This window comes from Chitinophaga sp. Hz27, from assembly GCF_042263525.1.
Taxonomy (GTDB): Bacteria; Bacteroidota; Bacteroidia; order Chitinophagales; family Chitinophagaceae; genus Chitinophaga.
In genome coordinates, this window is record NZ_JBHKFJ010000003.1 from 116,096 (window position 1) to 129,172 (window position 13,077).

General features: G+C 44.1%; 13 protein-coding genes. 8 read left to right on the plus strand and 5 right to left on the minus strand.

The genetic code is table 11. The annotated features are described in order from the left end of the window. Nucleotides 1-48: 48 nt before the first annotated feature. Complete coding sequence (locus ACE38W_RS07325) at nucleotides 49-1,104, minus strand: hypothetical protein (RefSeq protein WP_375829748.1); 1,056 nt, start codon at nucleotides 1,102-1,104, stop codon at nucleotides 49-51. Between the two features lie 59 nt (nucleotides 1,105-1,163). After that, the gene (locus ACE38W_RS07330) at nucleotides 1,164-2,534 is read right to left on the minus strand and encodes an MFS transporter (RefSeq protein WP_375829749.1); all 1,371 of its coding nucleotides are present in this window, start codon (nucleotides 2,532-2,534) and stop codon (nucleotides 1,164-1,166) included. A gap of 146 nt (nucleotides 2,535-2,680) precedes the next feature. On the opposite strand from ACE38W_RS07330, the gene ACE38W_RS07335 reads away from it, so the two are divergent. From ACE38W_RS07335 to ACE38W_RS07350, 4 genes are read left to right on the plus strand one after another with little or no spacing between them, the layout of a single operon-like run. After that, nucleotides 2,681-3,151 carry an Lrp/AsnC family transcriptional regulator gene (locus ACE38W_RS07335; protein WP_375829750.1) on the plus strand — a complete coding sequence of 157 codons (471 nt, stop codon included), beginning with the start codon at nucleotides 2,681-2,683 and terminating at the stop codon, nucleotides 3,149-3,151. Nucleotides 3,152-3,153: 2 nt separating this feature from the next. Further along, entirely contained in the window at nucleotides 3,154-4,014 is an 861-nt protein-coding gene (locus tag ACE38W_RS07340) for a helix-turn-helix transcriptional regulator (RefSeq protein ID WP_375829751.1), read from the plus strand. A 60-nt stretch (nucleotides 4,015-4,074) separates the two neighbouring features. Beyond that, the gene (locus tag ACE38W_RS07345) at nucleotides 4,075-4,470 is read left to right on the plus strand and encodes an ester cyclase (RefSeq protein ID WP_375829752.1); all 396 of its coding nucleotides are present in this window, start codon (nucleotides 4,075-4,077) and stop codon (nucleotides 4,468-4,470) included. A 27-nt stretch (nucleotides 4,471-4,497) separates the two neighbouring features. Beyond that, nucleotides 4,498-5,523 carry an LD-carboxypeptidase gene (locus ACE38W_RS07350; protein ID WP_375829753.1) on the plus strand — a complete coding sequence of 342 codons (1,026 nt, stop codon included), beginning with the start codon at nucleotides 4,498-4,500 and terminating at the stop codon, nucleotides 5,521-5,523. Nucleotide 5,524: 1 nt separating this feature from the next. Here the strand turns inward: ACE38W_RS07350 and ACE38W_RS07355 are convergent, their stop codons facing one another. Further along, a complete protein-coding gene (locus ACE38W_RS07355) occupies nucleotides 5,525-6,850 on the minus strand; it encodes an NCS2 family permease (protein ID WP_375829754.1) in 1,326 nt (441 codons plus the stop codon). Nucleotides 6,851-6,902: 52 nt separating this feature from the next. Here ACE38W_RS07355 and ACE38W_RS07360 point away from each other — a divergent pair, with 52 nt between their 5' ends. Genes ACE38W_RS07360 through ACE38W_RS07370 form a run of 3 tightly spaced genes read left to right on the plus strand, consistent with a single transcriptional unit; the run spans nucleotide 6,903 to nucleotide 10,958 of the window. Continuing rightward, nucleotides 6,903-9,356 carry a ligase-associated DNA damage response DEXH box helicase gene (locus ACE38W_RS07360; protein WP_375829755.1) on the plus strand — a complete coding sequence of 818 codons (2,454 nt, stop codon included), beginning with the start codon at nucleotides 6,903-6,905 and terminating at the stop codon, nucleotides 9,354-9,356. A 39-nt stretch (nucleotides 9,357-9,395) separates the two neighbouring features. After that, on the plus strand, nucleotides 9,396-10,043 hold the full coding sequence (gene pdeM / locus ACE38W_RS07365) for a ligase-associated DNA damage response endonuclease PdeM (protein ID WP_375829756.1): 648 nt from the start codon (nucleotides 9,396-9,398) through the stop codon (nucleotides 10,041-10,043). 12 nt (nucleotides 10,044-10,055) lie between these two features. Continuing rightward, nucleotides 10,056-10,958, plus strand: coding sequence for a histone deacetylase (locus tag ACE38W_RS07370; protein ID WP_375829757.1), 903 nt, complete (start codon nucleotides 10,056-10,058; stop codon nucleotides 10,956-10,958). 55 nt (nucleotides 10,959-11,013) lie between these two features. Here ACE38W_RS07370 and ACE38W_RS07375 read toward each other — a convergent pair whose 3' ends face one another. Continuing rightward, nucleotides 11,014-11,703 (minus strand): ABC transporter ATP-binding protein, encoded by a 690-nt coding sequence (locus ACE38W_RS07375; protein WP_375829758.1) that lies wholly within the window; start codon nucleotides 11,701-11,703, stop codon nucleotides 11,014-11,016. 102 nt (nucleotides 11,704-11,805) lie between these two features. Between ACE38W_RS07375 and ACE38W_RS07380 the strand changes: the two genes are divergently transcribed. Beyond that, entirely contained in the window at nucleotides 11,806-12,027 is a 222-nt protein-coding gene (locus tag ACE38W_RS07380; protein ID WP_012794455.1) for a DUF2795 domain-containing protein, read from the plus strand. Between the two features lie 188 nt (nucleotides 12,028-12,215). Here the strand turns inward: ACE38W_RS07380 and ACE38W_RS07385 are convergent, their stop codons facing one another. Then, nucleotides 12,216-13,037, minus strand: coding sequence for an enoyl-ACP reductase (locus tag ACE38W_RS07385; protein ID WP_375829759.1), 822 nt, complete (start codon nucleotides 13,035-13,037; stop codon nucleotides 12,216-12,218). Nucleotides 13,038-13,077 lie beyond the last annotated feature (40 nt).

A 13,077-nucleotide genomic window follows, 5' to 3' on the forward strand; every position in this document is an offset into this window, starting at 1 on the left:
TATTTATGTAACCCGCGCCGATTAACACAGGCTATCATTCGAATATATTTATAAAGGCAGATGGTAACTTCTCAGTTCTCCCTCACTGGTTGTGAGTAACAGCTGATTGTGAACAATCATAATATTGATCACATTACTACTGTAGTCTACTATTTTTTCTTTGCTTTTTGTAGGATTGCCGTTATAATCATATGCAGTAAACTCAATTCCTTCTGGCATTACTTCCGCTTCTACCAGCATGGTGGCCCTGTCGATCAGTAACAAACGCCCAAAGATGGTATAGGCGAGCATCTTCTTATCATCAATAAAGAATATGCTGTAGTTCAGTGAATCCGGTTCCTCCGCAGGATAATCTGCATTACCATCAAATATGGCATCCTGGCTTTGTTCCGCAACAGTGGTGAGGCCTGGATAATCAAACACCATCATAGGCCCGTCGTGGTGAGGCGCGGTTACAAACTCCTTTCCTGAAGGCGCAAAATTACCGAAGATATGGTCCGCGCATTGTGGCAGTTCCTGAACTGTTAGCACCCCATTATCATAAGAAATCTGCATCAGTTCGCACTCTTCCTGGCCAGCACTTGCTTCCAGCATCACCTTGTCTTTGTCTGGCGTGGCGTGGAAAGTATAAGCATATTCCTGCTTGCCGTTCAGCGGATAAGAAGCTAATAATTCAAAGGATTGCGCATCTATAATCTGTAACTCATCCTGCTCACCATCTGCTACTGGTATTACATACATGATGGTTTTATTATCTGCACCAAAATAGACAGCAGAGCCCAGAAAATAGCCCCATGGCTCATGTTCAATCGTATGTAATACATTCAAATCCGCATCCATGATACGGATTTCGTTCATGCCAGCAATCGCAATTAATTTGCCATCACTGGAGGTCGACATTTTTGTACTTACATATCTTGCAGACTGTGTAGGTAAAAGTCTTTCCCAGATGATCTGCAGTTTGCTATCCAAACGTGTCATCAGGGGCTGACTTGCGAAGTTCAGCAGAAACTCGCCATCAGGCAATGGCAGTACGTTTACTGGATTTGCAGTAAATGTAATTTTTGCATTTAATGGTAGATGTATATGCGGAAATTGACTCATAAAACTAGTTGTTCAGAAAGTGCAAAGGTAACGCAGAAACACTTTATGAAATACTAAGTTTATAATGAAAGCTGATGCTTGTTTTTATATTGATATCTTGCGATTTGTAAGATAGCTATTAACTCAATACTTACCAGCACTAACAATGCTGAAATATGCATATCAAAATGCATTTCAATTGCCTGTTGCATTACTAATCCTGTCAATGATAAGCCCAGGCCTCCGCCAAATGAATTCGCAGTTCCGTTGATACCTGAAGCCAGCCCCTGCTGCTCAGGTGGAGCTGCCTGTACGCCCAATATGGTCATACTTGGGAAAATCATCGAAATACCAATGGCATTTGTACAAAATATAGCCGCAATGATAGATGGTAAAGGCTGGAATCCAAGGTAGCTGATGATAAAAAGAATAAAACCTGATAACATGAAAATATTACCAACCACGCCAACACCGATCACGCCAAGCCGCTTAAATAACTGAGGCAATATGAATTTACTGAAGAGTCCTGACAAAATACTAAAAGGCAGTAGTAGTATGCCTGCCTGTGCAGGGTTTAACATCAGGTGTTGTTGCAGGTACAGTGTCAGTAAAAACAGGTAGCTTACAAATACTGCACCAGTAAGCAATGCACCAAGATTACCAGTAACGGCACCGGGCAAACGAAGTAATTTAAAATCTACTAATGGTGCAGCAAGTGATTTCTCTTTACGGATAAAATAAAAGCCCAACAATAAGAATCCGGCCAGCACCAGCAGAAACTGTAGTGGCGCAGTAGTAATGCTACCGAAAGAATGAATGATCCAGGCAGCAGCCAGCATGAGAATGGTGAGGATAACGCCACTGGAAAGATCTTCTTTTTGTTCCTTCTTTATTTTAATATCTACTGGAATAAATTTCCATGCAAAAAATATAGCGAGCATAATTACAGGCACATTGATAAAGAAAACCCACTGCCAGCCCCAATACGCAGTAATAAGTCCGCCGGTTGCCAACCCTGTAGCGAAGCCTGTACCAGCCATAGCGCCGAAAATCCCCATCGCTCTGTTTCGGGCGGTGGCATCAGGAAAAGTATTAATGATAATAGCAATGGCGGCAGGGATGGCAAAGGCCACACCTATTCCTTGCAACGCACGAAAGGCTAGCAGCCAGCCAAAAGTTTGTGCGCAACCACAAGCAAATGATGCAAGTCCGAATAACCCTGCTCCTGCTATATAAATATTCCTGCGCCCCTTGATATCCGCCAGGCGGCCGCCCAGCAGCACAAAGCCACCATAGAATAATATATACACGGTTTGTACCCATTGAATGGCATCCGCACTGAATTTGAAATAGCCTTCCATACTAGGAATCGCCATATTCAGTACAGAGGCATCCAGTGTTTCAAAAAATACCGCCAGACAAGCTACAGTCAGAATTATTCGTTGTTGCATATATAAAAAGTTGGATCACAAACTTAATAATTTAGAACATTAATAGTTTTTTTGCAAAAATTTTGGAATAAAACACCAATTGAATATCTTTATGAAGATTTTTATTCCAAAAAAGAGGATCACATCCTCATTAAACAGAATATAACTTGGAAACACAACTGGTACTGGATGAAAAGGATATGAATATCCTTAAGTTACTTCAACAGGATGCAAAAATGACGATGCGCGACATCGCAGCCCAGCTGAATCTCAGCACCACCCCTGTGTACGAACGCATACGTAAAATGGAACAGGCAGGCATTATCAAACAATACGCTGCCATCGTGGATCCCCGCAAAATTGGAAAGGGATTGACCGTACTATGCTACATCACTTTAAAGGAACATAATAAGAAATACGGCAAAAAATTCATCCAGGAAATCCTCAACTTCCAGGAAATCACGGAATGCCTCAATATCTCTGGGGAGTTCGACTTTATGATTAAAGTACAAGTAAGGGATATGGACGAATATCGTGAATTTTATGTAAATAAACTCGGAGAACTGGATAATCTCAGTCATACCCAAAGTATTTTTGTTATTTCTGTTATCAAAGCCACTCACCAAGTAGTTTACTAGTTATGCTGTTGAAGTTTCCGCAGGATTTCCCCGGTCAGCAAGTACTTAAAGCCGGTAATGTTCATTACTCCATGCTCAAGCAAAGACGTATGGCGGAAAAACGACGTATTTTCCTGAAAGAAAACACACTCATATTTGTTATCAATGGTTACAAAATATTACATACAGAGCAGGCTTCTGTTCGCGTGGAAGCTGGCTCTGTAGTCCTTGTCCGCAGCGGATTTCATATCCTATCAGATATTGTAGAAGATGGTACGGATTTTAAAAGTCTGCTGATATATTTTTCAGATGAAGATGTAAGCAGATTTGCCCACAAATACCATTCTCTTTTTACAGGAACACAAGCTACTACACAACAGCAATTAGTAGTCCCTATCACCAGCCATCTCGATAATTTCCGCGAAACGTATATACGTTATTTTCAATCTCCCCCGCATCATCTTTCTGCTATACTATCGCTGAAAAAATTTGAGTTGTTCCTGTTACTAATGGAAACACCACAACAACAGGCAGTTGCAGCGTTCCTACAATCTATCAGCAACGTACAGCCACCTGAAATAGAATGGGTGGTACGCAGACATTTATTTGAACCACTCACATTACCAGAACTAGCGCAATTATCTAATAGAAGTCTCGCAGCCTTTAAGCGTGATTTCCAGCAACATTTTGGTACGTCTCCACGCAAATGGATCATTAGCCAACGACTATTACACGCCTATAATCTTCTATTCAACTCACCTTTACAGGTAGCTGAAATCAGCCTGGAATGTGGGTTTGAGCATACACCACATTTCATTTCCCTGTTTCGCCAGCAATACGGCGATACGCCACAGGCGCTCCGTTCTAAAAGTGCTATTATCTGAGCCTTTTACGTTATTCCAACCTTTCTATAGCCACTAGCTTTGCATATAAATAATCTTGTTATGCAATCCACATTAGAAAAAAACAAAGCTATTGTCAGAAGATTCAATGAAGAATGTCTCGTAAAAGTCAATATGGAAGCCCTGGAAGAAATTGTCAGAGACGATTTCACCAATCACACCGCGCCTCCAGGATTCGCCAATGATAAAGATTCACTGAAAACCTTTATAAAGTATGCATTTCCAAACATTGGAAATATATCACTGACCATCCATGATATGATTGCAGAAGGTGATAAAGTGGTGACGTACAAAACTTTCACGGGTATCCTGAAAGCACCGCTGCTAGGCGCTTCCAAAATCGGAGAGCCTATGGAGCTGACAATTATCGATATTATTGAAATAAAAGAGGGCCGTTATTTCGGCCACTGGTCTGTACGACAAATGGTGCAGCAGTAATATCTTAAAAATGCTTACTTTAAATCCATGAACCGTAAGCATTTTCTATCCTCTTTGCTGGCTACCGGTGCGGTAATACCGGGACTCAATGCTATCGCTGCTGGCATGCCCACTGCCAGCAGTGATCAGCCCATTATTCCTCCATACCTGAAACCTGGCGATACCATTGGTATTACCTGCCCTGCAGGTTATTGTCCCCGCCCCGACCTCGATGCGTCTTTACGCATTATAGAAAGCTGGGGATTTAAAGTTCGTTTAGGCAGTACCGTAGGATTGCGAGACTTTACTTTTGGAGGCACCGATCAGCAGCGCGCAGCTGATTTCCAGGAAATGCTGGACAATCCTGAAATCAATGCCATTCTCTGTGCCAGGGGAGGTTATGGCTGCGCCAGGCTCCTCGACAAATTGAACTATGATAAGTTTGTGAAGCGTCCTAAATGGATCATAGGTTTCAGTGATATCACTGCCTTTCACTGCCAGGTCAATAACAAGCTGAATGTCGCCTCCCTTCATAGTAAGATGACCAATAGCTTTCCGGATGATTTTCGTACAGCCGACCCCGTTGTTCAGGATACCATCACTTCTATTTATAATGCACTTACTGGGCAGAAGATGAGCTACAAAGGCATCGTCCAACTGAGCAACCGCCCAGGAAAAGCCACAGCACAGGTCATCGGCGGCAACCTGGCTGTAATACAAAGCATGAACAGCACTCAGTCAGAAGTAATGACCGATGGTAAAATATTATTTCTGGAAGAAGTAAGTGAATATCTCTACAACATAGACAGAATGCTGGGCACATTGGAGAGATCAGGTAAATTTAAAAACCTGGCAGGACTTATCGTTGGTGGATTTAATAAAATCAGGCCTGATGATCCGGGAGAAGAATTTGGGAGAACTGTTCAGAACATGGTGCTGGACCGCGTAAAAGATTATAAATACCCGGTATGTTTTGATTTCCCGATAGGACATCAGCGTAACAACTATGCCATCAAATGCAATATGGTACATACGTTGGAAGTAACAACCAATGCTGTTACGCTGACGGAATAATTTATTTTACAAAGAAGGTCACGATGAAGAGTATAGCCAGTACATACATTACCGGGCTAATCTGCTTGTGCTGGCCTGTTAATACCTTCAATAATACATAAGACAACATACCAAATACGATACCTTCTGCAATGCTGTAGGAGTAAGGCATCATGACGATTGCCAGGAATGCTGGTAATGCTTCCGTGACATCATTAAAATCAATTTTTGTTACTGCGCCCATCATCAACATACCAACAATAATCAATGCCGGCGCGGTAGCAGCCTGTGGTATCATAGCAAATACCGGAGCAAAGAACAATGACAGCAGGAACATGATGGCTACTGTAAAGGAAGTCAGCCCTGTTTTTCCACCAGCGGCAATACCACTGGCGCTTTCCACATAGGCTGTTACAACGCTGGTGCCAAGCAACCCCGCAGCGGTAGTACCTACAGCATCCGCCATCAACGCCTGTTTGGCGCGAGGGATGCGGCCATTCGCATCCAGGAGTCCGGCCTTATTACATAACCCGATCAAAGTACCTACCGTATCAAAAAGATTTACCATCAACAGGGTGAATAATATCACCACCATATCCATAGAAAATATCTTATCAAATTGCAGTTTAAATGCAATAGGTGCAACAGATGGCGGTAATCCCATCAGGTGCCCGTTTTCTGGGAGATGTGTTACCCCCAATGGAATACCTACAATGGTGGCGGCCATGATACCGATCAACAACGCAGCATTTACGCCTTTATACATCAGCACTGCACTGACGATAACACCTATCAATGCCAGTAGCGGACCTGCAGAGGTAAGGTCGCCCATCTTCAATACCACCCCTGCCAGCTTACCATCACCAACATGATGCATACCTGTTTCGATGATGCCAGCATTAGCCATGCCTATCAATGCTATCAACAAGCCTATCCCCACAGAGATGGCATGTTTTAGGTTTCCGGGAATACTATTGATGATAGCTTCCCGTATTTTAAACATCGACAGAAAAATAAAAATCACCCCTTCCAGGAAAACGGCTGTCAGCGCAAACTGCCAGCTATAGCCCAACGAGGCCACAATGGTATAGGCGAAGAATGCATTGAGGCCCATCCCTGGCGCTACGCCAATTGGGAGCCTCGCATAAAAAGCCATCACCAGCGTACCAATGGCCGCCGCCAGTGCCGTGGCGGTGATAAGGGCATTGAAATCCATGCCCGTCTGCGATAATATACTGGGATTTACCGCCAGTATATAGGCCATGGTAGAGAAGGTGGTCAGTCCAGCCAGCACCTCTTTTCTAACGGTGGTCTGGTTTTCTTTTAACCTGAAAAATTTTGAGAGCATGATGCAAAAATAGTGTCTTAATTTTATCCGATAACCGGTAAGGAGATCGTGCATGAAAGGAAAACAAATTATTATCGAATGGCTGGCGGCAAAAGAGCTCAAGCCTTTTGAGTTCCAGGAAGATGCCTGGGACGCTTATCTGAAGGGAAAATCGGGACTCGTGAATGCCCCAACCGGCTTTGGTAAAACATTTTCGCTCTACCTGGCTGTACTGATAGCCTGGATAGATGCCCACCCCAAAGATTACCAGAAAAAAAAGAAAAATGGCTTGCAGCTGTTGTGGATAACGCCACTACGCGCACTCGCCAAAGATATTGCCCGTGCCATGACGGAGGTGCTGGAGGAACTCAATATTCCCTGGCAGGTAGGTATACGAAGTGGCGATACCTCCCTCACCACCCGCGCAGCACAGAAAAGACAGATGCCGGAAATTCTGCTGATCACGCCAGAAAGCCTGCATCTACTGCTGGCACAGCGGGATTATCCTTCATTATTTAAAAACCTTCATACCGTAGTAGCAGACGAATGGCATGAGCTCATCGGCACCAAAAGAGGTGTCATGGTGGAATTGGGATTCTCCAGACTTAAAGGTCTTACACTACAGGAAGATCGCCCGCCGCTGAAAATATGGGGTATTTCCGCCACCATAGGCAATCTTGACGAGGCAATGGAAGTCCTTTTAGGACCATTTCATAACGATGGTATCATCATCCGTGCGAAATTGAAGAAAAACATCGCATTAAAGAGCGTTATTCCTGCGGAGATAGAGAATTACCCCTGGGCCGGACATCTGGGCTTAAAGATGCTTAAACAAGCCATTCCGATCATCGAGGAGAGTCAGACCACCCTCCTGTTTACCAATACACGCTCTCAGGCTGAAATATGGTACCAGGCATTGCTGAAAGAATGCCCCGATCTGGCAGGCGCCATCGCGCTGCATCATGGCTCCATAGACCTCGAACTACGTATATGGGTGGAAGAAGCCCTGCACAACGGTATCCTAAAAATTGTGGTCTGTACTGCCAGCCTCGATCTGGGCGTAGATTTCAGACCAGTAGATACTGTCATTCAGGTAGGAAGCCCTAAAGGAGTAGCCCGCTTTCTCCAAAGAGCCGGCCGTAGTGGACACCAACCCAATGCCATCTCCAAAATTTTCTTCTTACCTACTCATGCACTGGAGCTGGTAGAGGCAGCAGCCCTGAAAGCCGCTATGGAAGAAGAACTCATTGAAAGCAGAATGCCCATTCTACTCGCGTGGGACGTGCTATTGCAATATCTCATGACGCTCGCCGTTTCCGACGGCTTCCATGCAACAGATATCTGGGAAGAAGTAAGACATACCTTCTGCTACCAGCACATTACACCTGACGACTGGCAATGGATACTAGCCTTCCTCACCACTGGCGGCGATGCACTCTTCAGCTATGATGAGTTTAAAAAGATGGAAAGACACGGGAATTTCTTCCGTTGCACCAGCCGTATGCTGGCTATGCGCCATCGGTTACATATAGGCACCATCGTCAGCGATGTCATGATGAAAGTAAAGTTCATGACTGGTGGCTATGTAGGCGTCATCGAAGAAAGCTTCATTTCCAGACTTCAACCAGGCGAATCCTTTACGCTCGCAGGCCGTAACCTTGAGTTTGTGATGACCAAAGACATGACAGCGCTGGTACGTAAATCTACCTCCAAGAAAACGATCGTTCCCAGCTGGATGGGAGGACGTATACCATTGTCCAGCAACCTGGGAAAAATGCTACGACAAAAATTCAATGAGGCCCTTACCAGAAGAGCGAAAGATCCTGAATTAGTGGCATTGCGGCCATTGTTTAAATTACAGGAAGATCTTTCCCATGTCCCTAAAGATGATGAATTGCTGATAGAACATATCGTTACAGAAGATGGTTACCACCTGTTTGTATATCCCTTCGAAGGCCGTCTGGTACATGAAGTCATGGCAGCGTTGCTGGCTTATCGCATCAGCAGAATTCAGCCTATTACTTTTTCTATGGCGATGAACGATTATGGCTTTGAACTCTTATCTGATCAACCAATTCCGGTGACAGTAGAAAATGCCAAGGAGCTTTTATCAGTAGAAAATCTGATTGAAGAATTACAGGCCAGTGTAAATTCTACCGAAATGGCCCGTCGTAAATTCCGCGATATTGCTGTAATCGCGGGACTTATCTTCCAGGGATACCCAGGCAAGAGTAAGGCCAACAGGCATTTACAGGCATCAAGCTCTCTTATCTTCAACGTTTTCAAGGATTACGACCCAAACAATTTGTTGTTGCAGCAAGCCTTCAATGAGGCATTCTTTTATCAGATGGAAGAAGCCAGGTTAAGAGAAACCCTCGACCGTATTGCGATTAGCAAGATCGTAGTCACTCATCCTCAACATCTCACACCTTTCTGTTTCCCAATTAAAGTAGACAGTTTACGTGACACTATGACCAGCGAAAGACTGGAAGACCGTATCAAAAAATTGATTGCGGCAAACGGATAGGAATTTGATAATTTGCAGCCTTATTTAAAAGCAGACTGCGTGACAGGGGAAGTATTTTTTTATCAGTCGCAACACTGGCATCTGTTGCCAGAACGTGCCATATATTGGGAAGAAGAACAAGCGCTTATCGTATCAGATCTTCACCTGGGCAAGGCCACTCATTTCAGGAAGGCTGGTATCGCTGTACCTGCGGGTATTGTAGCGGAAGATCTTTTCCGATTACAGCGGCTGATCACTAAATTAAATCCTGTTCAGATTATTATTGTCGGTGACATGTTCCACAGTCACGAAAACCGGGAGGTAGATTATTTCAGGGTATGGCGGCAACAATTTGCTAATATTCGTTTCCACCTGGTAGTTGGGAATCATGACATTATGCCAGCAGAAGTTTATGATCTGCTAGACATTCACACAACCGACCAACTGACTATCAACGATATACATTTTATACATGAACCTTGTGAAGATCACAACGGTTATACCTATACGTTTTCAGGGCATTTGCATCCTGCATACGTAATGGCAGGAGTAGCGCGACAAAGACTTCGGCTCCCTTGCTTTTATTTTGGTCGCCACTGCGGTATCCTGCCAGCATTTGGCGAGTTTACCGGCTCTGCTAGTGTAGATCCTGAGCCAGATGAACCTGTGTTCGTCATTGCCGGCAATTCGATCCTCAGGGCGCAATAATACAGACAGGCTATGAAGATTGCATTTCACGACGTATATATACACCCCCTTCCTCCGGACCATCGTTTTCCGATGGTCAAATACGAACTGATTCCTCAGCAGCTGCTCCGTGAAGGAGTGATTACTGCTGAAGATATTTTTACACCGGAGCCTGTGGAGGAAGAAGTGATCCTGCTCACCCATACACGAGAGTACTGGAAGAAATTGCGTGACCAGGAATTATCGTATAGAGAACAGCGTAGTATTGGTTTTGTGCAATCGCCCTTGCTAACACAACGCGAAATTACCATCGCACAAGGCACCATAGATATTTCATCGCATGCATTGGAAAATGGCCTGGGCTTTAACGTAGCCGGAGGTACCCATCATGCCTTTGCAGATAAAGGAGAAGGATTTTGTTTGCTGAACGATATAGGCGTGGCAGCTAACTACCTGTTAGACAAGCAGAAGATCAGCCAGGCGCTTGTAATTGACCTGGATGTACACCAGGGAAATGGCACTGCTGCCATATTTGAAAATAACGCCAGTGTATATACGTTCAGTATGCATGGCGCGCATAACTATCCATTCCACAAGGAGCGCTCTGACTGGGATGTTCCGCTGCCAGATGGCATCACTGACGGGGCTTATCTTCAGCAGCTAAGAACAGCATTACCAATTTTAGTAAACAAGGTGCGGCCTGATATTGTATATTATTTGTCGGGGGTAGATATTTTGGAGACCGATAAGCTGGGTAAACTAAAAATCACACCTGATGGCTGCCTTGAGCGCGACAGGCTGGTATTCGACGCATTAAAGCGACATGATATACCAGTAGCCGTTGTGATGGGAGGCGGTTATTCTCCACGGGTGAAAGACGTTGTGGATGCGCATTGCAAAACTTTCAGTGCAGGCATAGATATTTACGGACAATAAAAATGGCATCTCTTGAAAGATGCCATTTTAAATATTATTACTGACAAATGTTTTTCTATTCTGCCAGAATCGCACCTTCATTACGTTGTAAGGTCTGAATGATCCTTCCATCTTTCATGATCAGCTGTCTGTCGCTTAGCGGCGCCAGTTCTTCATTATGCGTCACAATGACGAAGGTTTGATTGAATTTATTGCGTAGTTCAAAGAAGAGATTATGTAGTTCTCTGGCATTATGGGAGTCGAGATTACCAGTGGGTTCATCAGCCATAACGATATCCGGGTTGTTGATGAGGGCGCGGGCTACGGCCACACGCTGTTGTTCACCACCGGAGAGGGCGTTGGGCTTGTGCTCCAGGCGGCTGCCAAGGCCGAGGGTTTGCAGCAGAAAAGCAGCTTTTTCCTGTACACTGCTTTTAGACTCGCCAGTAATAAGGCCAGGGATGCAAACATTCTCCAGCGCGTTGAATTCAGGCAGGAGATGATGGAACTGGAAGATAAAGCCAATATGGCGGTTCCTGAAGTCTGCGAGGGCATTACCTTTCAGCGCAGTGAGATCCACATTATTGAGCAGTATTTCGCCGGAAGTAGGCGTATCCAGTGTTCCAAGGATATGCAGCAGCGTGCTTTTGCCGGCTCCCGAAGAACCGACAATGGTCACTATCTCTCCCTTACTGACAGTGATATCAACTCCCTTCAAAATTGGTAAGTTGGAATAATTTTTGGTGACATTGCGAGCGGTTAGCATAACCCAAAGAAAAGTTATTTACGAATAAAATAGTAAAAGTTGTTTATTTCAAATTAAATAATACTTTTGCCAAAAAATTAGAAAAGTAAAAATTTTAATAAGATGTACTGGACATTAGAATTAGCTTCATACCTGGAGGATGCTCCATGGCCAGCTACGAAAGACGAACTCATTGACTACGCAATCCGCTCCGGTGCACCGATTGAAGTGATTGAGAACTTGCAGGAGTTGGAAGATGAGGGAGAAATTTATGAAGGCATTGAGGATATCTGGTCCGATTACCCGTCTCAAGACGACTTCTTCTTTAATGAAGACGAATATTAACCAGCTAATCCGTTATTACATAGGATACTAAGTATCCTATTAAAAGTATTGCAGCCGTTTCACCTGTGGTGGAGCGGCTGTTTTATTTTGTACCTATAGCTATCAAGGCCATTTGTAATAGGCTGGTAAACAAGAAGGCCGTCTCTACTATGTAGAGACGGCCTTCTTAATATCTGAGCAGTATAGAATTAGGAATTACTGTTTTCCATTGCTTTAATAACGCCGGCAGAAACACCAGTGTAAGAGAAACCACCATCGTGATAGAGGTTCTGCATGGTCACCATTCTTGACAGGTCAGAGAAGAGGGTCACTGCATAATCAGCGCACTGGTCAGCAGATGCGTTACCCAGTGGGCTCATATCTTCTGCGTAAGCAACAAAACCATCAAAGCCCTGAACACCGCTACCAGCAGTTGTTTTAACTGGAGACTGGGAGATAGTGTTTACACGTACTTTTTTAGCCACGCCATAGTGATAACCAAAGCTACGAGCAATTGATTGCAGTAATGCTTTAGCATCAGCCATTTCGCCATAATCAGGGAATACGCGTTCTGCAGCGATATAAGATAATGCAATTACAGAAGCCCACTCGTTTAATGCATCCAGTTTGTAAGCTGTTTGCAGTACACGATGTAAAGACATAGCAGAAATATCGAATGTTTTGTGGTTAAAGTCGTAATCCAGGTCGGTATAGCTTCTTCCCTTACGAATGTTCATACCCATGGCCACGGAGTGCAGTACGAAATCGATCTTACCGCCAAAATGCTCCATGGATTTAGTAAACAGGTTGTTCAGATCATCCATATTGGTTACATCAGCAGGAATCACCGGTGCATTACAGGTTTCAGCCAGCTTTTTGATTTCACCCATACGGAGGGCAATAGGAGCGTTGGTAAGCACAATTTCAGCGCCTTCTTCTACACAACGGAGTGCAGTTCTCCAAGCAATAGACTTTTCATCTAATGCGCCAAAGATGATACCTTTCTTCCCTTTTAATAAGTTATGAGCCATTTGGTCAAAAATTAATTTCGGCAAAAATAATCGTTATAGT

What these genes read in the sequence shown, in the direction of transcription:
- ACE38W_RS07385 (WP_375829759.1), bottom strand. Translation starts at nt 13,037, where the DNA reads ATGGCTCATAACTTATTAAAAGGGAAGAAAGGTATCATCTTTGGCGCA.
- ACE38W_RS07380 (WP_012794455.1), top strand. Translation starts at nt 11,806, where the DNA reads ATGTACTGGACATTAGAATTAGCTTCATACCTGGAGGATGCTCCATGG.
- ACE38W_RS07345 (WP_375829752.1), top strand. Translation starts at nt 4,075, where the DNA reads ATGCAATCCACATTAGAAAAAAACAAAGCTATTGTCAGAAGATTCAAT.
- ACE38W_RS07360 (WP_375829755.1), top strand. Translation starts at nt 6,903, where the DNA reads ATGAAAGGAAAACAAATTATTATCGAATGGCTGGCGGCAAAAGAGCTC.
- ACE38W_RS07330 (WP_375829749.1), bottom strand. Translation starts at nt 2,534, where the DNA reads ATGCAACAACGAATAATTCTGACTGTAGCTTGTCTGGCGGTATTTTTT.
- ACE38W_RS07370 (WP_375829757.1), top strand. Translation starts at nt 10,056, where the DNA reads ATGAAGATTGCATTTCACGACGTATATATACACCCCCTTCCTCCGGAC.
- ACE38W_RS07375 (WP_375829758.1), bottom strand. Translation starts at nt 11,703, where the DNA reads ATGCTAACCGCTCGCAATGTCACCAAAAATTATTCCAACTTACCAATT.
- ACE38W_RS07340 (WP_375829751.1), top strand. Translation starts at nt 3,154, where the DNA reads ATGCTGTTGAAGTTTCCGCAGGATTTCCCCGGTCAGCAAGTACTTAAA.
- ACE38W_RS07325 (WP_375829748.1), bottom strand. Translation starts at nt 1,104, where the DNA reads ATGAGTCAATTTCCGCATATACATCTACCATTAAATGCAAAAATTACA.
- ACE38W_RS07355 (WP_375829754.1), bottom strand. Translation starts at nt 6,850, where the DNA reads ATGCTCTCAAAATTTTTCAGGTTAAAAGAAAACCAGACCACCGTTAGA.
- ACE38W_RS07350 (WP_375829753.1), top strand. Translation starts at nt 4,498, where the DNA reads ATGAACCGTAAGCATTTTCTATCCTCTTTGCTGGCTACCGGTGCGGTA.